Source organism: Acidovorax sp. sif0632 (assembly GCF_019218805.1).
Taxonomy (GTDB): domain Bacteria; phylum Pseudomonadota; class Gammaproteobacteria; order Burkholderiales; family Burkholderiaceae_C; genus Acidovorax; species Acidovorax facilis.
Map to the genome: position 1 here is coordinate 735,183 of NZ_JAHUWW010000003.1, position 23,702 is coordinate 758,884.

The window sequence follows — 23,702 nt, forward strand, 5'->3', positions numbered from 1 at the left end:
CGGCCATTGTCGTCAAGCGTAAACCAGCGTACCTTCGTCTTCACCCATCACCACACGCTTCAGGGCGCCGTGCTTGATGATGGAGAACACCCGCACGGGCAGCTTCTGGTCGCGGCACAGGGCAAACGCGGTCGCATCCATGATGCCCAGATTGCGGGACATGGCCTCGTCAAAGCTGAGCTTCGTATAACGCGTGGCCGTGGGGTCCTTCTGGGGGTCGGCAGTATAAACGCCGTCCACCTTGGTGGCCTTGAGCACCAGTTCAGCACCGATTTCGGCACCGCGCAACGCTGCGGCGGTGTCGGTGGTGAAGAAAGGATTGCCTGTGCCGGCCGCAAACACGACGACCTTGCCCTCTTCAAGATACTGCAGCGCCTTGGGGCGCACATAGGGCTCAACCACCTGCTCGATGGCAATGGCGGACATCACTCGGGCCACCAGGCCCTGCTTGTCCATGGCGTCTGCCAGGGCCAGGGCGTTCATCACGGTGGCCAGCATGCCCATGTAGTCTGCGGTGGCACGGTCCATCCCGACCGAGCCCCCGGCGACACCACGGAAGATGTTGCCCCCACCGATCACCACGGCCACCTGGACACCCAGGCGGGTCACTTCGGCGATCTCCTCGACCATCCGCACGATGGTGGCGCGGTTGATGCCGAAGGCGTCATCCCCCATCAGCGCCTCACCAGACAGCTTGAGCAAAATGCGCTTGTGGGCTGGTGCAGCGTTGGACATGGGAAATTTCTCCGGTAAGTGGTACGAGGCTTTGGTGGGGTGGTTACAGGGAACGATCAGGCAGCAGCCTTGGCAGCAGCCACCTGGGCAGCCACTTCGGCAGCAAAGTCGTCCACCTTCTTCTCAATGCCTTCGCCCACCACGTACAGGGTAAAGCCCTTCACGTTGGTGTTGGCAGCCTTGAGCATCTGGGCCACGGTTTGCTTGCCGTCGGCAGCCTTCACGAAGACCTGGTCGGCCAGCGAGACTTCCTTGAGGTACTTCTGCACCGCGCCGTCGATGCGCTTGGCCGTGATTTCAGCGCTTTGTGCAGGCTTGCCAGCAGCCACGAGTTCCTTGTTGGCTTCGTCGGCCTTGCCTTCGGCGACCGAGCGCTCCTTGGCGATCAGATCTGCAGGCACGTCGGCGCTGGTCAGGGCCACGGGCTTCATGGCGGCCACGTGCATGGCCACGTCCTTGGCTGCTGCAGCGTCGCCTTCGAACTCCACCACCACGCCGATGCGCGAACCGTGCAGGTAGGCGGCCAGGTTGGAGCCGCTGAAGCGCTTGAAGCGGCGGAAGGACATGTTCTCGCCGATCTTGCCGATCAGGCCCTTGCGCACGTCTTCCAGCGTGGGGCCGAAGCTGTCTTGGCTATAGGGCAGCGCGCCCAAGGCTTCGACGGTGGCGGGGTTGTGTTCAGCCACCAGCTTGGCAGCAGCGTTGGCCATGGCGATGAAGCTGTCGTTCTTGGAGACAAAGTCGGTTTCGCTGTTGACTTCCACCAAGGCACCGGTGGTGCCGTCGATGTAGCTGGCGACCACGCCTTCAGCCGTGATACGCGATGCAGCCTTGCCAGCCTTGGTGCCCAGCTTGACGCGCAGCAGCTCTTCAGCCTTGGCCATGTCGCCGTCGGCTTCCGTCAGCGCCTTCTTGCATTCCATCATCGGAGCGTCGGTCTTGCCACGCAGTTCAGCAACCATGCTTGCGGTAATTGCAGCCATCTTTGTTCCTTCAGTGTTCAGTTCAGTCAGTTCAGTCAGTTCAGATTCGGGCTAAAAAAAAGGGGGCTCACCAGGGGCCCCGCTTTTGTTCGCGACGGATCGCGCAGCCGGGCTATCAGGCAGCGGCTTCTTGCACTTCCACGAATTCGTCGGTGCTCTCTGCAGTAGCAGCCTTCACGACTTCATTCACGGCGTTGGCACGGCCTTCGATGATCGCGTCAGCGATGCCACGGGCGTACAGCGTCACAGCCTTGGCCGAGTCGTCGTTGCCAGGGATCACGTAGTCGATGCCTTCAGGCGAGTGGTTGGTATCGACCACACCGATCAGCGGGATGCCCAGCTTCTTGGCTTCGGCAACGGCGATCTTGTGGAAGCCCACATCGATGATGAAGATGGCATCGGGCAGAGCAGCCATGTCCTGAATGCCGCCGATATCCTTTTCGAGCTTCTCGATTTCGCGGGAGAACGTCAGTTGCTCCTTCTTGCTCAGGCTGTCGAGGCCAGCTTCTTGCTGGGCCTTCATGTCCTTGAGGCGCTTGATCGAGGTCTTCACGGTCTTGAAGTTCGTCAGCATGCCGCCCAGCCAGCGCTGGTCCACGAAAGGCACGCCAGCGCGTTGCGCTTCGGTGGCCAGGATTTCACGGGCTTGGCGCTTCGTGCCGACCATCAGGATCGTGCCGCGGTTGGCAGCCAGTTGCTTGGCGAACTTTTGGGCTTCCTGGAACAGTGGCAGCGACTTTTCCAGGTTGATGATGTGAATCTTGTTGCGATGGCCGAAGATGTAGGGGGCCATCTTGGGGTTCCAGAAGCGGGTTTGGTGACCGAAGTGGACACCGGCTTCCAGCATTTCGCGCATGGTAACGGACATAAAAATACTCCAAAGGTTAGGTCTAAAATCAGCCCCAATATTTGCAGTGCCGTGATCTTCACGAACACCGCAACACCTTGACAGGGCTGCTTTGCGATTGGTCTTGCCGCAGCGGCCACGCTGGTTGTGCAAACCTTGCACCACTGCGCTACTGCTCCCAGCAAAACCCAAAGATTCTAGCACACCCATGCTCTCTGACCTGATCGCCACCCGTGAGCAACTGCGGGACGGCGCCACTACCGCGCCCGCCGAGCTGGAACGCTGCATCGACGCTGCCCAGGCCACCTCCAACACCCACAGCTTTGTGCGAACCCTGTTCGACGAGGCTCGCACCACAGCGGTGCAACCGGGCGTAGCCCAGTTGCCTCTGGCCGGGCTGTCGGTGTCGGTGAAGGACCTGTTTGACGTGGCCGGCCAACCCACCCCGGCGGGCTCCACCGCGCTGGCGGGGGCTCCCGCAGCAGCTCAAGACTGCCCGGCCGTGGCCCGACTGCGCGCAGCGGGTGCCAGCCTGATTGGCCGCACCAACATGGTGGAGTTCGCTTTCTCGGGCGTGGGCGTCAACCCCCACTACGGCACGCCTGCTGCCTGGGACGCCCGTTTTGGCGCCGTGCCCGGCGCACCCCGGGTGCCCGGCGGGTCTTCGTCCGGCGCCGGGGTGTCGATCGCCACTGGCGCCGCGTTCATTGGACTGGGATCGGACACCGGCGGCTCCATCCGCATTCCTGCGGCGCTCAACGGCATCGTGGGCTTCAAGAACACAGCCCGGCTGGTGCCTACCGCTGGCGCCGTGCCGCTGTCCACCACCCTGGACACTGCCTGCGCCATGACGCGCACAGTGCGCGACGCCATCGTGGCGCACGAGGTGCTGGCCGCCCGGCGCGTGACGCGCAGCCTGGCGCCGCTGTCGCAGTACCGGCTGGCGGTGCCGTCCACCCTCTTCCTCGACGGGCTGGATGCCACCGTGGCGCGCGCCTTTGAGCGCAGCGTGGAAGCCTTGCGCCAGGCCGGCGCCCAGATCGACACCATCGACCTGCCCGCCGTGCTGGAGCAGCCCGCCTATGGTTTTGCCGCCCCCGAAGCCTACGCCTGGCACCGCGAGCTGCTGCAGCGCGCAGGCGACGGCTACGACCCCCGGGTGCGCATGCGCATTGAAAAAGGCGCCACGCTGATGGCCTGGGAATACATCGACCTGGTGCAGGCGCGCCAGCAATGGATTGCACGCATGCTCTCCGACATGGAGCGCTATGACGCCCTGCTGTCCCCCACCGTTCCCATCGTGGCACCGCTCATTGCCGATGTCGCACCGGCCGATGGACTGGACAAAGTCCAGGATGCCGCCCGCGACGCCGAGTTCTTCCGCGTCAACAACCTGCTGCTGCGCAACACCAGCGTGGTCAATCTGCTGGATGGCTGTGCGCTGTCGCTGCCTTGCCATGTACCAGGGGAACTCCCGGTCGGGCTGATGGTCTGGCACGGAGCGCTCAGGGACGACACGGTGCTCAACGTGAGCCTACAGATCGAACAAATACTACAAAAATAATAGCTACTCGCGCTTTAACAACAAGCGCTAGAAGCCAAAAACACCCATATTCATGAAGATTGCTATCGTGGGCGCCGGCATCATCGGCGTCACCACCGCATACGAGCTGGCCAGCGACGGCCACGAAGTCACGGTGTTCGAACAACGCAGCGCAGCCGCCGAGGAAGCCAGCTTTGCCACTGCAGGACTGCTCGCACCCTACCTGCTGAGCCCCTGGGCAGTGCCGGGCTTTGGCCAGCCGCTGCGACTGATGGGGGCACAGGCCACCCTGCGGATGGCAGGCGGCCTGACCCTCGCCAACTGGGCCTGGTTGCGCCGCTGGCGCAGCATGGCCCGCAGCCACAGCGCCCCGGCTACAGCCGTCGAGCGCCTGGCGCAGTACAGCCAGACGCGCCTGCAATCCATCGCCAGCCAGCACGAGCTGGATTTTGAAGCCAGCGATGGCCGTCTGGTGCTGCTGCGCACTGAGGAAGACCGCACGCGCCTGCAGCCCGCACTGCAGGTGCTGCGCGACAGCGGCGTGACTTTGCGCGAGATCGACGCCGATGTGGCCCGCCAGATAGAGCCCGGCCTGTCGCCCGAGGCGCCGCTGGCAGGCGCCATCCACTTGCCCGACGCGCGCGCGGGCAACTGCCGCCTGTTTGCCCAGCTGCTGCGCCAAGGTATTCAGGGCGGTGGCGTGCAGTTTGTGTTCAACACCCGCGTGGACCGACTGGGCAGCAGCCCCACCGGCGTGGTGCTGCAAGGCGAAGCGGACCTGCGCCGCTTTGATGCCGTGGTGCTGTGCGCGGGCATGGCATCAGCCACGCTGCTGCCTGCGCTGGGCCTGGACCTGCCCATGGCGGCCGTGTATGGCTACTCCGTCAGTGCCCCGCTGCGCGAATCCACCCACGCCCCGCGCGCCAGCGTGGTGGATGCGGGTCAGCAGATATCCATCACCCGCCTGGGCCAGCGTGTGCGCATTGCCGGTGGCGCTGAACTGGCCGGGGCCGATGCCGAGCACCACACCCCCACACTGCAGCGCCTGTACCGCACGCTGAACGACTGGTTCCCCGGCGGCGCGCAGCTGTCATCCAACCTGCAGATCTGGCGCGGCGCCCGCACCATGCTGCCCGACGGAGCACCGGTGGTGGGCGCCAGCGGCGTGCCGGGCTTGTGGCTCAACACCGGCCACGGCGCAAGTGGCTGGGCTCTGGCCTGCGGCAGCGCCCGGGCGCTGGCCGACCTGATCGCGCAGCGCGAGCCCGAGGTGTCGCTGGACGGGCTGGGCATGCGCCGGTTCTAAGCCAGACTGCGCTTTCACGTCACAGGGCGGCGGCGCACAATGGCAGGCACGCTGCCGCTGGCAGCGGCCCTCGCCCCCTGCAGCCCATGCACCGCATCACCGCCCACCAGCCTTATCCCCTGTTCAACACAGCCGCCACGCGCCGCCTGGAAGAAACGGCGGCGGCCGCCCTGCCCCCGCACACCCTCATGCAACGCGCCGGCCTGGCCGTGGCGCAATTGGCCCAGGCGCTGGCACCCCACGCACGCACCGTGTGGATTGCCTGCGGGCCCGGGAACAACGGAGGTGACGGGCTGGAGGCTGCCATGCACCTGCAGCGCAGTGGCCGCAAAGTGGTCGTGACCTGGCTGGGCCAGCCCGATACGGCCCCGACCGATGCCAGGGCCTCGTGGCAGCGGGCGCGGGATGCGGGCGTGGTCTGGGCAGACACCGCACCCGGCGATCTGGGGGCCAACGACCTGTGCATTGATGCGCTGCTGGGCATTGGCGTCTCTTCTTCACCCCACAGCCCCGCACGCCCGCCCGACACAAGGCTCCTGGCCTGTCTGCAAGCCCTGCACCGCAGCCCGGCCCCCGTGCTGGCCGTGGACCTGCCCAGCGGGCTGGACGCAGACACCGGCCAGTTTGCTGCAGGCCTTGCGCCCGACACCCAAACCCACCAGCACTACCACCTGCACCACCAAGCGCCCCCGCCACGCCACACACTGAGTCTGCTCACCCTCAAGCCCGGCCTGTTCACCGCCGCCGGGCGGGACGCAGCAGGCCAGGTCTGGCTGGATGATCTGGGCGTAGAACCCGGGCACGAGCCGCCCAACGCCTGGCTTTCCGGCCCCGCCCTGCCCGCCCCCCGCGCCCATGCCAGCCACAAGGGCAGCTATGGCGACGTGGCTGTGGTGGGCGGCGAAGGACTGGCGGCGCGGGGTATGGGCATGGCGGGCGCCGCACTGCTGGCCGCTTCGGCCGCTCTGCACAGCGGCGCGGGCCGTGTGCTGGTGGCCCTGCTTGACAACGGCCAGCAGCAACTCGACCCACAGCAGCCGGAGTTGATGTTCCGCCGCTTTGACGCGCTGGCACTGGAACAGCTCACCGTGGTCTGCGGCTGTGGCGGCGGGCAGGCCATCGCACGCGTGCTGCCCGAGGTCATCACCCGCGCAGCCCGACTGGTGCTGGATGCCGACGCGCTCAACACCATCGCCACCCAGGCCGCACTGCACGCGCTGGTGGTGGCACGCGGACAGCACGGGCAACCCACGGTGCTCACACCGCACCCGCTGGAGGCTGCGCGCCTGCTGGGCCTGACCACCGCCGAAGTCCAAGCCAACCGGCTTGGGGCCGCGCAGCAGCTGGCCAACCAGTTCAACTGCGTGGCGGTGCTCAAGGGCTCGGGCACCGTGATCGCCGCACCCGACCGCGTCCCTGCCATCAACCCCACGGGCAATGCGTGCCTGGCCACGGCGGGTACGGGCGATGTGCTGGCAGGCATGGTGGGCGCCCACCTGGCCGCCGGCGCCAGCGCCTTGCGCGCTGCGAGTGAAGCGGTGTACCAGCATGGCCAGGCGGCTGATGATTGGCCAGCGCGCCAGGCGCTGACGGCCAGTGTGCTGGCGCGGCGCGTGGGCGGAAGCTGAGCCTCAAGCCAGCAAGGTCACCGTCTTGAGCGGCTTGAGCACGCTCGACGGTGTCATGCCAAAGGTCTGCCGGAACATGCGGCTGAAGTGGGCCGAATCAGAAAACTCGCCATGTAGCGCCGCGTCGGTCAGGCGCGGGCTGAGCGCCAGCCCCGCCATCGCCAGCCGCACCTGGGACCAGACGCGGTAGCTGCGCAAGCTCACGCCCATCTCGGCGCGAAACAGGTGGTTGAAACGCGATGCCGAAAGCTGGACGCCCGAGGCCAGGTCACCCCGTGCCACCCGCCCCGCCTGCGGATGGCGCAGCACGTGCAGGCTGCGGACGACGCGAGGATCGAGCGGCGCCACCTCGCTATCGAGCGGGCAACGCAGCAAGGCGGGCAGGTCGAAGTGATGCAGATAACGCTCCATGGCGCTGCGCGCGCCCACGGAGACTGCGACATCCAGCACCACGCCACCCTCTTGCCGGAACAGACCGCGCAACCCCCGTGCTTCGCCCGAATCGGGCTCCAGGTACACCAGGGCAACCGTCTCGCCGCAAGGGTCGAACAGGTGCTCCACGCCCGCATCCACCAGCGCGCTGTGGCAGGTCTCCACACGCCCTGCCCCCCAGTGCACCGCGAACCGACCCGAGAGCCCCATCAGAAGCACCGGCGACGCATGGCAGTGCCAGCCCGTGGCCGGGATCTCTCCGACGTAGAGCGCCCGGTCAGTGCCCAGGGTCAGTGTGTTGCGTGCTGGCATAGCCCAAACCTACAAGCTTTTTTACCGCGTTCTCCGTAGCCTTGCCTCTCCCGCCAGGGGCCGAGCGTGTGTTGACGCTTGAAGCAGCAGCCCCAAGCATGCACGCAGCCATATCCTTGGAGAACGCTTCTTGAAACGCATCGTTATTTCTGTCGCAACGGCTCTGGTACTGGGCACGGTCGGCCTCTACTACGGGGCACCTTCGCTGTTCAAAGAGCCGCTGCTCAGCGCCAATCGCCATCTGTCCGGCCTGGAAGAAAAAACCGCCGATGCGGCCATGCACACCATCCACTACCTGGACAACGGCACGCCCCCAAACCCCGCGCCGGGCCACGGCAGTGGCACGCCCATCGTTCTGCTGCACGGCATTTTTGCGGAGAAAGATCATTGGGTGGATTTTGCGCGACCGCTCACCGGCCAGTACCGGGTGATTGCCCCAGATATCCCGGGCTTTGGCGAGAGCACGCGGCGGGACGACCAGCCCTACGACTACGCCGCCCACGTCACGCGGCTGGCCGCGTTTCTGGACGCGCTCGGCCTTGCGAAAGTGCATCTGGCGGGCAACTCAATGGGCGGCACCATCGCCGCTCTCTTTGCTTTGCAGCATCCCGAGCGCGTGGCCAGCGTGGCGTTCATCGGCGCACCCCACGGCATTCGCTCGCCCCAGCCCAGCACCATGGACCGCCTCATCGACACCGGACAACGCCCGCTGGTAACCCACGATGCCGCAGCCTTCGGTGCCATGATGGATCTGGTGTTTGAAAAGCGCCCCTTTTTGCCCTACCCCATCCTGCATGCGTCTGAACAAGAAGCGCTGCGCAACGCCACCTCCAACACGCGCCTGTGGGACGCGCAGCTCAAAGACCGCTACCTGCTGGAGCAACGACTGAGCACGTTGCAGCACCACCCCATCCTCGCCCTGTGGGGCGAGAGCGACCGCGTGTTCGACCACTCTGGACTGCAAACTTTGCAGAAGCTGTTGCCCCACGCCCATGCCGAAGCACTGCCCGGCATTGGCCACCTGCCCATGATGGAGGCGCCCAAAGAGACGGCGCAGCGGTACGCCCGCTTCTTGGGCGTTGTGGCCACGACCCCGCGCGAGACCACCCCGAAAATCCAATAAAAATAGCTGCTAGCGCTTATCCATAAAGCGTTAGCAGCTATTAATTAGTGAGCAATAGCTTGAGCGTGATTTTGTACGCCGTCCCCGCTTGTGTCAGCCCCGGCGGGGCTTGCGCGCCTTGCTCTTGCTGGATTTTCCCGCAACCGCCTTCTTGACAGATGCTTTCAGAGACTGGATCGGTGAACGCGCGGCCCGCTCACGCGAAAGGCCCGCTTGCTCCGTGGCAGATGGGGTTGGGCCCTTGTCGGACTTGCGTCCACCGGACCGGCCACCCGCCTTGCGGGCGCCACCAGCGCCTTCTGTGCCCAGGCCCTTGTCTTTCAACGCGCGGCCCAGCAACTCTTCGCCCTCGCGCACCAGGCGGAAGTCGATCTTGCGTCCGTCCAAGTCCACACGGCTGACCTGCACCCGGACCCGCGCGCCGATGGCGTAGCGGATGCCTGTGCGCTCACCACGCAGCTCCTGGCGCGCCTCGTCGAACTTGAAGTATTCGCCGCCCAATTCGGTGATGTGCACCAGCCCCTCGACGTACATCGCGTCCAGCGTCACGAAGATGCCGAAGCTCGTTGCTGCGCTGACCACGCCGCTGTATTCCTCGCCCAGGTGTTCGCGCATGTACTTGCACTTGAGCCAGGCTTCCACATCGCGGCTGGCCTCGTCTGCACGGCGTTCGTTGGCACTGCAGTGCAGGCCTGCGGCCTCCCAGGCCTGGGTGTCGCGGCTTGGCGGTGCTACATCCTTGCGGGGCTTGGTGCCGGGCGCCGCCACGCGGGCCGCCAACCGCTTGGCCAGCTTGGCATGGGCTTCGCCGGGTGTAGGCAAGGACGGCAGCGCGTACTTCGTCTTGCTCAGAATGGCCTTGATGACCCGGTGCACCAGCAGGTCGGGGTAGCGCCGGATCGGGCTGGTGAAATGCGTGTAGGCATCGAACGCCAGGCCAAAGTGACCACTGTTGACGGGCGTGTAGATGGCCTGCTGCATGGAGCGCAGCAGCATGGTGTGGATCTGCTGAGCGTCGGGCCGGTCCTTGGTTGCCGTGGCGATGGCCTGGAAGTCACCGGGTTTCGGGTCGTCGCCGATCGTCATGCCCACAGCCATGGCCTTGAGGTAGTTGCGCAGGATCTCCTGCTTCTCGGGCGTGGGGCCTTCGTGCACCCGGAACAAGCCGGGCTGTCCGCCCTGGGCGATAAAGTCAGCGCTGCACACGTTGGCGGCCAGCATGGCCTCCTCGATGAGCTTGTGCGCATCGTTACGGGTGCGCGGCACGATCTTCTCGATGCGGCCGTTTTCGTCGCAGACGATCTGTGTTTCGGTGGTCTCGAAGTCCACCGCGCCGCGCGCCTGGCGCGCGATGAGCAGCGCGCGGTACACGTCATGCAGGTTGAGCAGGTCCTTCACGCGGTCCTTGCGCTTGCTGGCCTCGGGGCCGCGCGTGTTGGCCAGGATGGCCGCCACTTCGGTGTACGTGAAGCGCGCATGGCTGAACATCACGGCCGGGTAGAACTGGTAGGCATGCACCTCGCCCTTGGCGGTGACCAGCATGTCGCAGACCATGCACAGGCGCTCTACCTCGGGGTTCAGGGAACAGAGCCCATTGCTGAGCTTCTCGGGCAGCATGGGGATCACGCGGCGCGGGAAGTACACGCTGGTGGCGCGGTCGTAGGCATCGATGTCGATGGCACTGCCCGTCTCCACATAGTGGCTCACGTCGGCAATCGCCACCAGCAGGCGCCAGCCCTTGCTGCGGCCGACCTTGGCGGGCTCGCAGTACACGGCATCGTCGAAGTCGCGCGCATCTTCGCCGTCGATGGTGACCAGGGGCACGTCGGTCAGGTCCACGCGGCGCTTCTTGTCCTGCGCGCGTACCTTGTCGGGCAACTCCTTGGCTTGGGCCAGGCACTCTGCCGAGAACTCGTGTGGCACGCCGTACTTGCGCACCGCGATCTCGATCTCCATGCCAGGATCGTCCACTTCACCGAGCACTTCGGTGATGCGTCCCACGGGCTGGCCGAACAGCGCGGGCGGTTCGGTCAGCTCGACCACCACGACCTGCCCGGGCTTCGCGGCGCCCGTGGCGCCTTTGGGGATCAGTACATCCTGACCGTAGCGCTTGTCTTCGGGGGCCACCAGCCACACGCCGCTTTCCTGCAGCAGTCGGCCAATGATGGGCTGGGGCGGACGCTCAATGATTTCAACGACGCGCCCTTCGGGGCGGCCACGGCGGTCCTGGCGCACGATGCGCACGCGCACACGGTCCTTGTGCAAGACTGCGCGCATTTCGTTCGGGGGGATATAGATGTCGCCTTCGCCATCGTCACGGATGACAAAACCGTGTCCATCACGGTGCCCTTGCACGCTGCCTTCAATCTCGTCCGACAAATGCGTGGACTGCGTGCCGGGGGTGGTTTTTTTGATATACAATCTTAGACTTTCCTGAAATGCCCAGGTGGCGGAATTGGTAGACGCACTAGTTTCAGGTACTAGCGAGTAACATCGTGGAGGTTCGAGTCCTCTCCTGGGCACCAAGTTTAACGAGAACCAGCGATGGTTTTCAAAATATCGAAGCCGCTGTACACACAGCGGCTTTTTTATTTGCCGATACGTTTTGCACCTTCTGTTGCGGCCAAAGAATTTTGAACCGACGGTACATTTTTTTGAAAACTCTCCAGAAGCCTGAGTTTCTTGTCCTATAATTCGAGGCTGATCTGAAAGCCCAGGTGGCGGAATTGGTAGACGCACTAGTTTCAGGTACTAGCGAGTAACATCGTGGAGGTTCGAGTCCTCTCCTGGGCACCAAACACATTAAAAGCCGTTGCAGTTGCAACGGCTTTTTTGTTTTCTGGCCGCCAAAGAAAAACGAGACCACCAGCGATCTCGTCTTGCGTGTTGCGGTAAGCGCTGTGGGCACACACACACCGCAGTGCACATGCCCACCCGTCACATCACGTCACTTGCGCAGCAGTGTTTTCAGCACGTTCTGCAAACGGCGTGCGCTGCCTGCATCGCTGGAGCTGGCCAGCACGCGCGCCACATCCTGCCCCCAGGTCTGTGCAGGCGCAGGATCATTGCGGCGCGTCAGCAGCTGCAACTGCAGCATGCGACGGGCAGCGATGTGCTCCGCCGGAGTGGGTGCCTCAGCCGCCATCTCCAGGCGCAGCAGCGCTTCTGCCGCATCACCCTTGGGGGCAGCCGTCAGCGCTTGCGTCCATGCGCTGCGCACCGATGCCGTCACACCCGAACCCAGATCTTGCGTGCCGGGCACCAGCGCTGCATCGCGCTTCTCCCAGGCCGTCAACAACTGGGTCAGCGCCTCGCCGTGGGCCTGAGCCGCCAGCTTCTTCAAGGCCAGCTGGGCATGCTCCATGGCTTCGCGCTGGGCGCGGAACGCGGTGTCACCCAGGCGGGGGCCGCGGTCCTCGAACGCAGGGCGCTCGCCAAAACGGCCGCCACGGTCAGCACGGTCGCCCATGCGGCCATCGCCACGCGGGCCACGGGCGCCATCGCGATCACCCGGACGACCATCGCGGCGGTCGCCTGGACGCGCACCACGGCCAGGGGCCGCAGGCGCATCCTTCTTCATGCCTGGGCGGTCGTCACCGCGCACTGCCACCACAGGCCGGGCAGCAGGCTTAGATGCTGCGGGCGCTGGAGTGGCAACCTCGGCAACTTCACCACCATCGGGGGTTTCGGCAGATTCACCGGCGCCACCCTCGGTAGCAACCGGGAGAGCGCCTGCCTGCGCCTCTGAATGCGCCTGAGCATCCTTTTGCGCCGTGGCCACAGCTTCTGCCGCCTGGGCCTGACCGCGCAGTGCAGCTTCCAGCGCCTGCATGGCCGCGCGAATCTGCTGCGCATCACCGCTGGCATTGGCAGCCTCCAGGGCCTTGGAAGCCTCCAGCACCACGCGATCGCGTGCGCTCAATTCGGTCACCGCGCGCTCGCGGTCTGCCGACTTGCGGTTGAAGGCTTCATCGATGGGTTTGCGAAACGCATCCCACAGCTTCTGCTCGTGCTTGCGGTCCAAGGGCACGGTTTGCGCCTCAGCCTGCCAGCGCTGCTGCAGCGCCTTGACAGCATCGATGCGCAAAGTGGGCGCCGCACCAAGGGCCATGGCCTCATCAATCATTGCATGGCGGCGGGCCAGGCTTTCCTTCTGTGCAGCTTCCAGAGGAGCAGCTGCCATGGAAATCGCCTGCTTCCAAAGGGGTTGCAGTTCCGCAAACAGCTTCTCGCCCACATGGCCGCCTTCGCGCCAGCGATCACCAAACTGGTGGAGGGCACGGTTGATGGCTTTCCAGTCGCCAGAGTTGGCATGTTCCTGCGCCCACGCCTTGACCTCTTCGATCAGCGCCAGGCGCTGGGCCTTGTGCTCAGCGGCTTCGGTGCGGATCTTGTCAAGCCACGCCTCCACCACCTTGTGCGCAGCGTTGCAGGCTTCGTCGAATTTCTTCCACAGGCTGTGGTTGGGAGCCCCGCCCTGGTCTGCCTGTTTCCACTGCTCGCGCAGGTTGCGCAGGGTTTCCTGCATCTTGCGGCCGCCCAGGGCCTGGCCCTCAGGGCGGTTGAGCAAGGCCTCAGCCTTGGCCACCAGGTCTTCGCGCACCTGGTCTGCGCTCCAGCGTTGCCAGCCTTCCAGCTCACCAGCCGCCACCAGGGCCGTATGCACCTGCTGCTCAAGGGCGCTATCGATGTGTTTGCCATGCACCTTGAGCACGGCGCGCAGCGCGGCTGCAGCCCCGGCACTGGCCTTCCCATGACCCTCGGCAGTTTCCTTTTCGAGGACCGCCAAGGCCTCCCGCACACTATGCGCAGCCTTTTCAATCACTTCCGGCGCGACTTTGGGCTTGGCAACACGCGCAGGCTTGGCGGCCGCAGCGGCAGCAGCAGCCTCCGTGGGCAGGCCGCGCGCGGTACGCAGCTCATCCGCCCAGACGGGCACTGGCGGCAGCGGTGCATTGACATCTTCGGCGGCCGCCACAGCCTGGGCCAAAGCGGGCTGGAATGCCTCCCACACCACCAGCAGCTGGGTGCGCGACGCATCGAGCAAGGGGGGGAAACGTGCCTCCACACTGGCCCAGCTGGCATCGCCAGTCAACTCCTGCGCCTGTTCTTGCCAGCGGGCCACATCGGCACGCAACAGCTCCAGCGCCGCCTGAGCGTCACGCCAGGACTTGGTGGAAAGCACTTCGATGCGCTGGGCCAGCAGCACAGCCGCCTCACGCTGCACCTGAACGCGGTGCTGCAGATCCTCGATCACCTTCACGCGATCCGCGACCTGTACCTTGAGCACAGACAAGGGCTCGCGGGACAGCGGTGCGCCCGCCTTGGCGGCATCACGCTGCCATGCCAGGGCATCGGCAATGTTGAGCTTAGGGGCTGCAAGCAGCACCTGCGCTTTTTCAGCCCACTCGGCGGCAATGACCTCCTGGCCCTTGGCGCGGCGGATTTCATCGAGGCGCTCACGCACCGCGCGCGCGGCGCCCTTGTCACGCCCGCTCAACTCTTTGAAAACCTCCTGCAACTGCTCGTGGTCTGGCTGGGTAGCCAGCCAGTCACGAATGCGGGAGGCGCGCTCGCCTGAGGTAGCGGCAGAAAAAGCGCCACCGGTCAGCGCATCAAGCGGATGCGGCTCATGGGTTTTGGCCGGGGCCGGATTCACTTCAGGTGCGTCGGACATTTTGCTGCGGGAAAAAAATGGAAACATGGATCCAATGGATAACAAAGGCGGCCCCGGGCGCACTGCCTGAAGGCCTGCCCCGGCAACTGCGCTGCACGCGCGCCAGGGCAACAAAGCGGCTATTTTCACCGGGTTTGGCAAACAGGCCGCAGCATGGCGGTGTGCCAAGCCCTGGGGGGTGATCTGGCACAAGGCTTTGCCAGACGGGCTGACATGCTGCGGCCCTGCAAGGGTGCCGCCGCTCTAGGGAACAGCCCCCATTATCTATATATAAGGGCCAAGAGCCCAAAAGCACGCCACGCCACAAACAAGAAAGCCCGGCAGACAGGGCCTCAAGGCCTGCCTGCCGGGCTTGACGGCTGACACAACGGTCTTTGCCATCGGTCGCGATGCGGAGATGAAGGTCCACATGGCGAGGAGGCAAGGTATTGCCTCCAGGGGTTTGCCGTAGAAGCCGCATCTGCTGCACCAGGACACTGAATGCCCTCGGAGGGAGACTTGGCTTCGTCTGGCGATGCCTGAAATCTACAGGCAACGCAACCTTACCAAAGGCGCCGCCGCAACTCAAACTGGATTCTCAATGGCGAAAAGACCGGCGATTGAATTTGACATACGCACGTAACAACAGCTCGCAAAGTCCCAAGCGCCAAGTCGGCGCACACCCCCTAAAACCTGTGATTTTTTACATGTTTTTTATGACTTAATGATCTTAAAAATCAAAATGTTAGTATTGACTAAGCATTTAGTGAACTTCTAGAATCCGCCAGCCCCAAAACGGGCTAGTAAAAACCCCAACCTCGCTGCCGAACCCGGCTAAGTCAAAGCAGGCCCCAAGCACACCAAAGACGTGCGGCCTCACTTGATGGCGTACCAATCCAGGCGATCCGCCGAGACGAGACAGTCCCCGACGACTGCCCGGCTCACTGTGGCGCCTCAGAAAGGAAGAGCTATGACAGCGTCAGGAAAAATAGTCTCCGGCGTGCGGACCTTCGTGGCCGACGTGACCGAAGGTTTTCTTGAAATCACCCACAACAGCTTTGCCCTCATCGGTCTTGCTGTCGCCTTCGTCGTGATCACCCTCACGGCCCGCCCGGACTTGCGCCAGGCTGGTGAAGCACAGTTGATGAACTGGCTGCAGGCCCGTCAAGTGGAAGTGCTTGGCATGCCCATCGAACCAGAAGCCAGTGAGCGCGCCACGGCGGGCAACCCCAAGGACCTGCCCAAAGAGCAGGCTGCCGTCGCCTTCTGGCTCAGCAAGAAGTACCGTGTGGCCCCTGAGCCGCTGAGCGTGCTGGTGGCCGAGGCCTATGAAATTGGCGCAAAGTCCAAGATCGACCCGACGCTGATCCTTGCCATCATGGCCATCGAGTCGAGCTTCAACCCATTTGCACAAAGCGCCGTTGGCGCTCAGGGGCTGATGCAGGTGATGACCAATGTGCACACCGACAAGTACCAGAACTTTGGCGGGCACTTTGCTGCCTTTGACCCCGTGAGCAATCTGCGTGTGGGCGTGAAGGTTCTGCAGGAGTGCATTGCGCGCGCCGGTTCGGTGGAGGGCGGGCTGCGCTTTTATGTCGGCGCAGGCAACCTTGCCGACGATGGCGGCTATGCGGCCAAGGTGATGGCCGAGCATTTCCGGCTGCGCCAGGTCGCCGGTGGCCGGGCCATGCCCACCACGCCACCACCCAACCTCTCTACCCAGGCTCCCGCACAGGTGATCCCGGTGGCCGCACCGCCCGCAACGCCTGCCGCCAGCGGTGACAAAGTGGCCCTGCTCTCCGGGCTCTGACAAGGTTCGCGAGCCCCTGGGGGTAGAAACATCCCTCGGACACACCGCCTCCCATTTCCCTGGCACCTTTGCGCGCGTCACGTCAGCTACACTAGCGAGGTACGCGACTGGCGATAGGCGCGGCATCCCACACAGGGTGCTGCCGCTGACGTGGAAACCGACAAGGGCCTGCCTCTTGTGAACCACTGGGAAGCGTGCCGCACGGGGTTTATCCCTTCTGCGTTCAGCCGTTCGCCTGGGCAGCCCTTGTTTCAAGGGACACAAGTTCATAGGACTGCCAATCATGTACGACCGCAATATTCTTGTCGAACAAACCGACCCCGAACTGTTTGCCGCCATCCAGGCTGAAAACGCCCGGCAAGAGCACCACATCGAGCTGATCGCCAGCGAGAACTATGCCTCCCCCGCCGTGATGTGGGCGCAGGGCACGCAGCTGACCAACAAATACGCCGAAGGCTACCCCGGCAAGCGCTACTACGGTGGCTGCGAGCATGTGGACGTGGCCGAGCAACTGGCCATCGACCGCGTCAAGCAGATCTTCGGCGCCGAAGCCGCCAACGTGCAGCCCCACTGCGGCGCCTCTGCCAACGAGGCGGTGTTCCTGGCCTTCCTCAAGCCCGGCGACACCATCATGGGCATGAGCCTGGCCGAAGGCGGCCACCTGACACATGGCATGCCGCTGAACATGTCGGGCAAGTGGTTCAACGTGGTCTCCTACGGCCTGGACGCCAACGAAGCCATCGACTATGAAGCGATGGAAAAGAAGGCCCACGAGACCAAGCCCAAGCTCATCATCGCCGGTGCATCGGCCTACAGCCTGCACATCGACTTTGCGCGCTTTGCCAAGGTGGCCAAGGACGTGGGTGCGATCTTCATGGTGGACATGGCCCACTACGCTGGCTTGATCGCAGCTGGCGTGTACCCCAACCCCGTGCCCCACGCCGACGTGGTCACCTCCACCACCCACAAGAGCCTGCGCGGCCCCCGTGGCGGCATCATCCTGATGAAGGCCCAGCACGAAAAGGCTATCAACAGCGCCATCTTCCCCGGCCTGCAAGGCGGCCCGCTGATGCACGTGATCGCCGCCAAGGCCGTGGCCTTCAAGGAAGCTCTGCAACCCGAGTTCAAGGCCTACCAGGAGCAAGTAGCGAAGAACGCCAAGGTGGTGGCAGAGACGCTGACCGCACGCGGCCTGCGCATCGTGAGCGGCGGCACGCAAAGCCACGTGATGCTGGTGGACCTGCGCGCCAAGGGCATCACCGGCAAGGAAGCCGAGGCCGTGCTGGGCGCCGCCCACATGACCATCAACAAGAACGCGATCCCCAACGACCCTGAAAAGCCGATGGTGACCAGCGGCGTGCGCATTGGCACCCCTGCCATGACCACGCGCGGCTTCAAGGAAGAAGAGGCCCGCATCACGGCCAATCTGATCGCCGACGTGCTGGACAACCCGCGCGACGAAGCCAACATCGCTGCGGTGCGCGCCAAGGTCAATGCCCTGACCGCCCGCTTCCCCGTCTACGGCTAAATCCACAGCCGAAAACCATGAAGTGCCCCTTCTGCAGCCACCTCGAGACGCAAGTCGTTGAAACGCGGGTGTCTGAGGATGGGGTCTTCATCCGCCGCCGCCGCCAGTGCGGCGCGTGCGACAAGCGCTTTACCACCTACGAGCGGCCGGAAGTGAACTTCCCGGCCATCGTCAAGAAGGACGGGCGCCGCATTGAATACGACCGGGGCAAGCTGCTCGCCTCGTTCAACCTGGCTTTGCGCAAGCGCCCCGTGAGCACCGACCAGATCGACAGCGCCATCGAGCGCATCGAGGAAAAGCTGCTCAACCTGGGGCAGCGCGAGGTGATCTCCAGCCGCATTGGTGAGCTGGTGATGCGCGAGCTCAAGAAGCTCGACAAGGTGGCCTACATCCGCTTTGCCAGCGTGTACCGCAGCTTTGAAGACATCGACGACTTCCGCGCCATGGTTGACGAAGTGCGCAAGTAGCAGCCTCCGTATTGCTGTCTGCACCGGTGCTGGCTACAGGGCCGGATGATCTCAGGCACTTTTGGGCTCTTCTAGCGAATGCTAGTGACGTCTTGATTCCCCATGGCCGCCCCCAGCACCAGGGCGGGCTGTGTGCCCATCGGGCCTGATCGGTCCAACAACCTGAACCACCCCAGGTACGAATCAAGGTATTTCGTTGCAACGCCCTTGAAGTGCTGCATCCAGCCGCGCAGCCTGCTGACATAGGCATTGACGTTCTGCACATGCCAGGGGCCGCTCACCCGCTGGCCCCGGCTCACGTTCACTGCCTGGTGCTGCACACCCAAGAGTCGCGCTGCACTGGCCAGAGTGACGCTGCCATCGGTGCACAGGATGGTGTCCGGTGGCAACAAGGGCTTGAGTGCCGCTTGCACACTGACGGCCTTGTTCGTCTCCAGGATGAGGTTGACCGTTGCTCCCGCACGGTCTCGCGCCATCAGTACGGGTGTGTACTCCGAACCCTTGCAGCCAGCCAGCGCTTTACCTCCCCGGCGACGGGCCTTGCGCAGCAACCCTCTTTGGCCTTTGCAGGAGACCAGGAAGTAGGACTCATCGGCTTCGGCAATGCCCACAAGCTGGCGAGCCTGCTGGTTGCTTGGGCAGGCCAGGAAGCGGTGGCGCCAGCGAAAGGCGGTGCTTTGCGCCACGCCCAGGCGCTGGGCCACCTGATTGAGCGAGAGGCCTTCGCCCAGAGCTTGTGCCTGACCCATCCACTTGTCCCGCAGATGCAAACGCGCCAGCGGTGTGCCAGTCAAGGCGTTGAAGGTGCGTGCGCAATGGCGGCACTTGAAACGTTGAAGCCCATTGGCCGAGCCGTTCTTGACGAGCAGGGAGCTGTTGCAATGCGGGCAAGCCCGGGAACCGCCGCTGTGCGCTTCTACAACGGCGATGGCTTGACTGTGATCGAGCAGCGCCTGCAAGGAGCTTGCCAGTTGCTGGCGCTGGTGGTGCGTCAGCTGGGGCAAGCTGTGGATCAAGCGCGTCATCTGTTGCTGTCGCATGGCCTTCTCCTGGGGCAGACGCAAGAGCGTCGTACCTTAAAGATGAGGGCAATGGGGCGCGATTAAAGAGGCATCACTAGCATTCGCTAGAAGAGCCCACTTTTGGCCTCCAGCGCTTATCACACAAGCGCCAGCAGCTATAAATATTATAGCAACCACATCCACGGGCGATACATGTGGACCTGAGCGGGCGATCGCTGTCGCGCGTGCTACACCGCAGCATGCTCCAAAATTAATAGCTGCGCACGCTTTCTGGACAAGCGCTAGACGCCAATTTGGCTTGAAAACTGGCCTAGTGCGAGCCAGCGCGCGACTCGCCTGTACTCCACAATGCGCCCGGTGAAAACCCGCCACTTCCTGCAGCTGGTGCTGCTGTCCGCCCTGTGGGGCGCCTCCTTTCTTTTCATCCGCATTGCCAGCCCCGTGCTCGGGCCCAACGTGATGGCCGCGCTGCGCATTGGGCTGGCCACGCTGACGCTGATGGGCATCATGCGGGTCGCCAACGAACCCTGGCCGTGGCGACATTGGCGCGAGCTGTTCGGGCTGGGCACGCTCACCGTCGCACTGCCTTTTCTGCTGTATGCCTGGGCGGCCTTGCACCTGCCCGCCGGCTACAGCTCGCTGCTCAACACCATGGCCGTGCCCTTTGGTGTGATTGCCGCCGCGTGGATGAAGGAGGACACACTGAGCACGCGCAAGTGGCTGGGTTGCCTCTGCGGCTTTGCGGGGGTGGCGCTGATCGTGCAGCTGGGGCCCGTGGAGCCCACGCCTGCCTTGCTGATGGCCGCCGCGGCCTGCGTTGCAGCGTCTGCCTGCTATGGCATCTCTACGACGTGGATGAAGCGCGCCACGACGCGAATGTCCCCGCTGTCGATCGCCGCAGGCATCCACGCCGCCGCACTGGTGTTGCTGCTGCCGGGCGCTGCGTGGAGCTTGCCCGAGGCCCGTTTCACACCGGGGGCACTGGCTGCGGTGGCCGTGATGGGCATCGTGACCTCGGGCCTGGCCTACTGGCTCAACCTGCGGGTGCTCAAACATGTCTCGCCCGTGGCAGCGATGAGTTCGGCCTTCATGATCCCGCTGTTCGGTGTGGCCTGGGGCCACATCTTTCTGGGCGAGGCCTTGGGCCCCGGGATGGTGTGGGGCGGGGCGCTGGTGCTGGTGGCCACCGGGCTGGTGACAGGATTCAACCCGCTGCGCTGGCTGGCGGCAATGCGCCCGGGGCGCAGCTAAGAACCAGCACGCGCCTCAGCGGGCCCCGCGCGTGATGCGGTCAGTGGCGGGCACCGGCACCGGGCTGTGGGCGCGGAAGTAAGCCTCCAGCGCATCCAGGTCCAGCCCGCCCACCAGGCGGTCGCGGCCTTCGGCCAGCACGGTGAAGTTGTCCCCGCCGCTGTCGAGGTAGCTGCTCATCACCACGCGCACCTGCGCATCGTCGCGCAGCGGGGTACCGTTCAGCACCATGTGGCTAATACGCTCACCCACTGGCTGGGTGAGGTCATAGCGGTACGAAAATCCTGCGGACACCAGCAGCACCCGGGGCCGCTGCACGGTGTTGCTGCCGCTGGCGAACTGCTGCTCCAGCGCCGCCTTGATCTGCGCGCCCGTGAAGGTCTTGACGACCAACTGGTTGCCGAAGGGCTGCACCGCGTAGAGCTGGCCATAGCGCACCAGCCCTTGATCGTCGGGTACGAGATCAGCGCGCAGGCCGCCCGGATTCATCAAAGATAGCTGCGCCCCACCCTGCTCCGGTGCACGCGTGGCGTGGAGCTGGGCATCGGCCACCAGATTGCCCAGCGCGCTTTCGAGCGATGTGGCCGGTGTGCGCCGCAGGGCGCCAGCGGCCTGTCCCACGGGGCGCTGGGCCAGCGGCACGGCAGCCGCGCGGTAGGTGTCGATGACCTTCTGCACCTGCGGATCGGCCGCAAAGGACGGCACGGCCGAGGTCAGGGGCACGTGCCCCTGGCTGCCCGTGAACGCCTCGCCCTGCACGATGACATTGCGCGCAGCTTTGTGCACCACGCGGCGGGTGCGCGTGTCCACCCGCAACTGGATGTCCGTGAGCAGCGTGCCGTACTGGCCCGCGCTGGTCAGCAGAAAGGGCTTGGCCGGGTTCACGCGGCCGTAGTCGCAAACATAGGCCTGGTGCGTGTGGCCCGAGACCACCACGTCCACGGCCGGGTCCAGCCGCTCCAGGATGGGCACGATGTCGCCCGAAAGGCCCGCGCAGCTGGTCTCCTGCACGCCGGCCGTGGTGCCGCCGCCCTCGTGGATGACCACAGCGATCACATCGGCGCCCTGGGCCCGCAGCAGCGGAATCAGCGCGTTGGCCGTGGCCGCTTCGTCCTCAAAGCGCAGGCCCGCCACACCCGAAGGGCTGACCATGGTGGGCGTGGCCTGCAGCGTGAGGCCGATCACGCCCAGGGTGACGGTAACCCCACCCTCGGTAAATCGCTTGATGCCGGTGGCAGGCAGCAGCGTGCGCCCATCCTCGGTGCGCACGGTGTTGGCGGCCAAGAAGCCGAACCGCGCACCGGCAAACGGCTGGCTGATCTGGCAGGGCTGGCGCGCGGTGAACTTCTCGCAGCCGCCGTGCTGCAGGCGCAGCAGTTCGCGCCAGCCCCGGTCGAACTCATGGTTGCCCACGGCATTAAAGTCGATCTGCATGGCGTTGACCGCCTCGATGGTGGGCTCATCCAGGAACAGTGACGACAGCAGGGGCGATGCACCCACCATGTCCCCCGCCGAAACCACGGCGTGGTGCGGCCCCCGGGCCTTGAGCGCCGCCATGGCGCTGGCAAAATAAGCCATGCCCCCGGCAGGCACCGAGACCGGCCCCGCCGCAGTCTGGACGGTATGCGCCATGCGCGGCGGCTCCAGATTGCCGTGCAGGTCGTTGAAGCCAATGAGCGTGATGTCGATGTGCTGAGGGGTTCGCCCATCGCCAGTTGGCAAAGCCGTGCCGCAGCCCGCCAGCAGCGCCCCCAGTGTGGCCACCATCGCGCGTGCGACCTTGCGGCGACCTCGCTGCGATCCCATGAAACCCTGTGCCAACAAGCTGCGCATGGACTACCTCATTCAATCCAAGAAAAAAGGGCGCGCATCGCTGCACGCCCTCTGCGTCACCAGCACCGAAAGCCCGTGCTCCACCCGCAGCGCAGCGCGCCCGTTACAGGAACGATGCCTGGATGGGCGGCACCGGGGGCACCACGTCGCCACACTGCGCGCGATGGCGCAGGGCGTGGTCCATGACGACCAGTGCCAGCAGTGCCTCGGCAATCGGTGCGGCGCGGATGCCCACGCAGGGGTCATGGCGGCCCTTGGTGATGACCTCGGTGCTGTTGCCATGCACATCGATCGATTCACGCGGGCTGATGATGGAACTGGTGGGTTTGATCGCAATGCTCACCTCCAGGTCCTGCCCGGTGCTGATGCCGCCCAGCACACCACCGGCGTTGTTGGTGCGAAAGCCCTGGGGCGTCATCGAATCACCGTGCATGGTGCCCCGATGGGCCACGCTGGCAAACCCAGCGCCGATTTCCACGCCCTTGACAGCATTGAGGCCCATCATGGCGTGAGCAATGTCGGCATCAAGCTTGTCGTACAGCGGCTCACCCAGGCCCACCGGCACGCCGGTGGCCTGCACGCGGATGCGGGCACCGCACGAATCACCGGCCTTGCGCAGGGCATCCATGTAGTCCTCGTACTGCTGCACGTCGGCCACGGGGGCGAAGAAGGGGTTGCTGCGCACATGCTCCCAGCTCTCGAACGGGATGACCAGCTCGCCCAGCTGCGTCATGCAGGCGCGAAACTGCGCACCGTACTGCTGGGCCAGCCACTTCTTGGCCACCGCGCCCGCAGCCACCGTGGGGGCCGTCAGCCGGGCCGATGACCTGCCACCGCCACGCGGGTCGCGGATGCCGTACTTGTGCCAGTAGGTGTAGTCGGCATGGCCGGGGCGAAAGCTCTCGGCGATGTTGCTGTAATCCTTGCTGCGCTGGTCGGTGTTGCGGATCAGCAGGGCGATGGGCGTGCCTGTGGTCTTGCCCTCGTACACGCCGGAGAGGATTTCCACCGCATCGGGCTCGTTGCGCTGCGTGACGTGGCGGCTGGTGCCAGGGCGGCGCCGGTCCAGGTCGGCCTGGATGTCGGCCTCGGACAGCGGCATGCCGGGCGGACAACCGTCAATCACGCAGCCAATGGCCGGGCCGTGGGATTCACCAAAATTGGTGACTGCGAATAGGGTTCCGAAGGTGTTGCCGCTCATGGGGCGGGATTATCCCAGAGCGGCG

The 23,702-nt window shown here is 64.8% G+C and carries 17 protein-coding genes, 2 tRNA genes and 1 riboswitch; of the genes, 10 read left to right on the top strand and 9 right to left on the bottom strand.

Annotation, left to right across the window (positions count from 1 at the left end; all coding sequences use genetic code 11):
* Window positions 1–12 precede the first annotated feature (12 nt).
* The 3 genes from pyrH to rpsB form a co-directional block, all read right to left on the bottom strand.
* Window positions 13–735, bottom strand: coding sequence for a UMP kinase (gene pyrH / locus KW832_RS13390; protein WP_010457839.1), 723 nt, complete (start codon window positions 733–735; stop codon window positions 13–15).
* Between the two features lie 56 nt (window positions 736–791).
* Window positions 792–1,718, bottom strand: coding sequence for a translation elongation factor Ts (tsf, locus tag KW832_RS13395; protein WP_121505962.1), 927 nt, complete (start codon window positions 1,716–1,718; stop codon window positions 792–794).
* Window positions 1,719–1,833: 115 nt separating this feature from the next.
* Window positions 1,834–2,586, bottom strand: coding sequence for a 30S ribosomal protein S2 (gene rpsB, locus KW832_RS13400; RefSeq protein ID WP_055398248.1), 753 nt, complete (start codon window positions 2,584–2,586; stop codon window positions 1,834–1,836).
* A gap of 187 nt (window positions 2,587–2,773) precedes the next feature.
* Here rpsB and KW832_RS13405 point away from each other — a divergent pair, with 187 nt between their 5' ends.
* The 3 genes from KW832_RS13405 to KW832_RS13415 all read left to right on the top strand — a co-directional run bounded on the left by KW832_RS13405 (window position 2,774) and on the right by KW832_RS13415 (window position 7,042).
* On the top strand, window positions 2,774–4,129 hold the full coding sequence (locus tag KW832_RS13405; RefSeq protein WP_218300318.1) for an amidase: 1,356 nt from the start codon (window positions 2,774–2,776) through the stop codon (window positions 4,127–4,129).
* 52 nt (window positions 4,130–4,181) lie between these two features.
* On the top strand, window positions 4,182–5,414 hold the full coding sequence (locus tag KW832_RS13410) for an FAD-dependent oxidoreductase (RefSeq protein ID WP_218300319.1): 1,233 nt from the start codon (window positions 4,182–4,184) through the stop codon (window positions 5,412–5,414).
* Between the two features lie 86 nt (window positions 5,415–5,500).
* Window positions 5,501–7,042 carry an NAD(P)H-hydrate dehydratase gene (locus KW832_RS13415; RefSeq protein WP_218300320.1) on the top strand — a complete coding sequence of 514 codons (1,542 nt, stop codon included), beginning with the start codon at window positions 5,501–5,503 and terminating at the stop codon, window positions 7,040–7,042.
* A 3-nt stretch (window positions 7,043–7,045) separates the two neighbouring features.
* Here the strand turns inward: KW832_RS13415 and KW832_RS13420 are convergent, their stop codons facing one another.
* On the bottom strand, window positions 7,046–7,786 hold the full coding sequence (locus KW832_RS13420) for an AraC family transcriptional regulator (protein ID WP_218300322.1): 741 nt from the start codon (window positions 7,784–7,786) through the stop codon (window positions 7,046–7,048).
* A gap of 130 nt (window positions 7,787–7,916) precedes the next feature.
* Between KW832_RS13420 and KW832_RS13425 the strand changes: the two genes are divergently transcribed.
* Entirely contained in the window at window positions 7,917–8,909 is a 993-nt protein-coding gene (locus tag KW832_RS13425) for an alpha/beta fold hydrolase (protein ID WP_218300323.1), read from the top strand.
* Window positions 8,910–9,002: 93 nt separating this feature from the next.
* Here KW832_RS13425 and rnr read toward each other — a convergent pair whose 3' ends face one another.
* Window positions 9,003–11,330: a ribonuclease R gene (gene rnr, locus KW832_RS13430; protein ID WP_055394778.1), complete on the bottom strand. Its 2,328-nt coding sequence runs from the start codon at window positions 11,328–11,330 to the stop codon at window positions 9,003–9,005.
* Between the two features lie 19 nt (window positions 11,331–11,349).
* On the opposite strand from rnr, the gene KW832_RS13435 reads away from it, so the two are divergent.
* Both KW832_RS13435 and KW832_RS13440 read left to right on the top strand, forming a co-directional pair.
* A tRNA-Leu gene (locus KW832_RS13435) sits at window positions 11,350–11,434 on the top strand.
* 186 nt (window positions 11,435–11,620) lie between these two features.
* A tRNA-Leu gene (locus tag KW832_RS13440) sits at window positions 11,621–11,705 on the top strand.
* Window positions 11,706–11,856: 151 nt separating this feature from the next.
* Here the strand turns inward: KW832_RS13440 and KW832_RS13445 are convergent.
* A complete protein-coding gene (locus KW832_RS13445) occupies window positions 11,857–14,613 on the bottom strand; it encodes a DUF349 domain-containing protein (RefSeq protein WP_218300327.1) in 2,757 nt (918 codons plus the stop codon).
* Window positions 14,614–15,535: 922 nt separating this feature from the next.
* On the opposite strand from KW832_RS13445, the gene KW832_RS13450 reads away from it, so the two are divergent.
* The 3 genes from KW832_RS13450 to nrdR all read left to right on the top strand — a co-directional run bounded on the left by KW832_RS13450 (window position 15,536) and on the right by nrdR (window position 18,370).
* Entirely contained in the window at window positions 15,536–16,375 is an 840-nt protein-coding gene (locus KW832_RS13450; protein ID WP_055394774.1) for a lytic transglycosylase domain-containing protein, read from the top strand.
* A gap of 93 nt (window positions 16,376–16,468) precedes the next feature.
* A riboswitch (ZMP/ZTP riboswitch) is annotated at window positions 16,469–16,623 on the top strand.
* 35 nt (window positions 16,624–16,658) lie between these two features.
* Window positions 16,659–17,903: a serine hydroxymethyltransferase gene (gene glyA, locus KW832_RS13455; protein WP_121420559.1), complete on the top strand. Its 1,245-nt coding sequence runs from the start codon at window positions 16,659–16,661 to the stop codon at window positions 17,901–17,903.
* Window positions 17,904–17,920: 17 nt separating this feature from the next.
* Window positions 17,921–18,370, top strand: a complete 450-nt coding sequence (nrdR, locus tag KW832_RS13460; protein WP_055394770.1) for a transcriptional regulator NrdR — start codon at window positions 17,921–17,923, stop codon at window positions 18,368–18,370.
* A gap of 71 nt (window positions 18,371–18,441) precedes the next feature.
* Here the strand turns inward: nrdR and KW832_RS13465 are convergent, their stop codons facing one another.
* On the bottom strand, window positions 18,442–19,410 hold the full coding sequence (locus KW832_RS13465; protein ID WP_218300328.1) for an IS1595 family transposase: 969 nt from the start codon (window positions 19,408–19,410) through the stop codon (window positions 18,442–18,444).
* A 330-nt stretch (window positions 19,411–19,740) separates the two neighbouring features.
* On the opposite strand from KW832_RS13465, the gene KW832_RS13470 reads away from it, so the two are divergent.
* On the top strand, window positions 19,741–20,643 hold the full coding sequence (locus KW832_RS13470; RefSeq protein WP_176886414.1) for a DMT family transporter: 903 nt from the start codon (window positions 19,741–19,743) through the stop codon (window positions 20,641–20,643).
* A 15-nt stretch (window positions 20,644–20,658) separates the two neighbouring features.
* Here KW832_RS13470 and KW832_RS13475 read toward each other — a convergent pair whose 3' ends face one another.
* On the bottom strand, window positions 20,659–22,476 hold the full coding sequence (locus tag KW832_RS13475) for a bifunctional UDP-sugar hydrolase/5'-nucleotidase (protein WP_255577714.1): 1,818 nt from the start codon (window positions 22,474–22,476) through the stop codon (window positions 20,659–20,661).
* Between the two features lie 103 nt (window positions 22,477–22,579).
* Window positions 22,580–23,677, bottom strand: coding sequence for a chorismate synthase (gene aroC / locus KW832_RS13480; RefSeq protein ID WP_218300329.1), 1,098 nt, complete (start codon window positions 23,675–23,677; stop codon window positions 22,580–22,582).
* Between the last annotated feature and the right edge of the window lie 25 nt (window positions 23,678–23,702).

Coding starts and splice junctions, on each gene's coding strand:
- pyrH (WP_010457839.1), bottom strand. CDS start 735: ATGTCCAACGCTGCACCAGCCCACAAGCGCATTTTGCTCAAGCTGTCT.
- tsf (WP_121505962.1), bottom strand. CDS start 1,718: ATGGCTGCAATTACCGCAAGCATGGTTGCTGAACTGCGTGGCAAGACC.
- rpsB (WP_055398248.1), bottom strand. CDS start 2,586: ATGTCCGTTACCATGCGCGAAATGCTGGAAGCCGGTGTCCACTTCGGT.
- KW832_RS13405 (WP_218300318.1), top strand. CDS start 2,774: ATGCTCTCTGACCTGATCGCCACCCGTGAGCAACTGCGGGACGGCGCC.
- KW832_RS13410 (WP_218300319.1), top strand. CDS start 4,182: ATGAAGATTGCTATCGTGGGCGCCGGCATCATCGGCGTCACCACCGCA.
- KW832_RS13415 (WP_218300320.1), top strand. CDS start 5,501: ATGCACCGCATCACCGCCCACCAGCCTTATCCCCTGTTCAACACAGCC.
- KW832_RS13420 (WP_218300322.1), bottom strand. CDS start 7,786: ATGCCAGCACGCAACACACTGACCCTGGGCACTGACCGGGCGCTCTAC.
- KW832_RS13445 (WP_218300327.1), bottom strand. CDS start 14,613: ATGTTTCCATTTTTTTCCCGCAGCAAAATGTCCGACGCACCTGAAGTG.
- KW832_RS13450 (WP_055394774.1), top strand. CDS start 15,536: ATGACAGCGTCAGGAAAAATAGTCTCCGGCGTGCGGACCTTCGTGGCC.
- glyA (WP_121420559.1), top strand. CDS start 16,659: ATGTACGACCGCAATATTCTTGTCGAACAAACCGACCCCGAACTGTTT.
- nrdR (WP_055394770.1), top strand. CDS start 17,921: ATGAAGTGCCCCTTCTGCAGCCACCTCGAGACGCAAGTCGTTGAAACG.
- KW832_RS13465 (WP_218300328.1), bottom strand. CDS start 19,410: ATGCGACAGCAACAGATGACGCGCTTGATCCACAGCTTGCCCCAGCTG.
- KW832_RS13470 (WP_176886414.1), top strand. CDS start 19,741: ATGCGCCCGGTGAAAACCCGCCACTTCCTGCAGCTGGTGCTGCTGTCC.
- KW832_RS13475 (WP_255577714.1), bottom strand. CDS start 22,476: ATGCGCAGCTTGTTGGCACAGGGTTTCATGGGATCGCAGCGAGGTCGC.
- aroC (WP_218300329.1), bottom strand. CDS start 23,677: ATGAGCGGCAACACCTTCGGAACCCTATTCGCAGTCACCAATTTTGGT.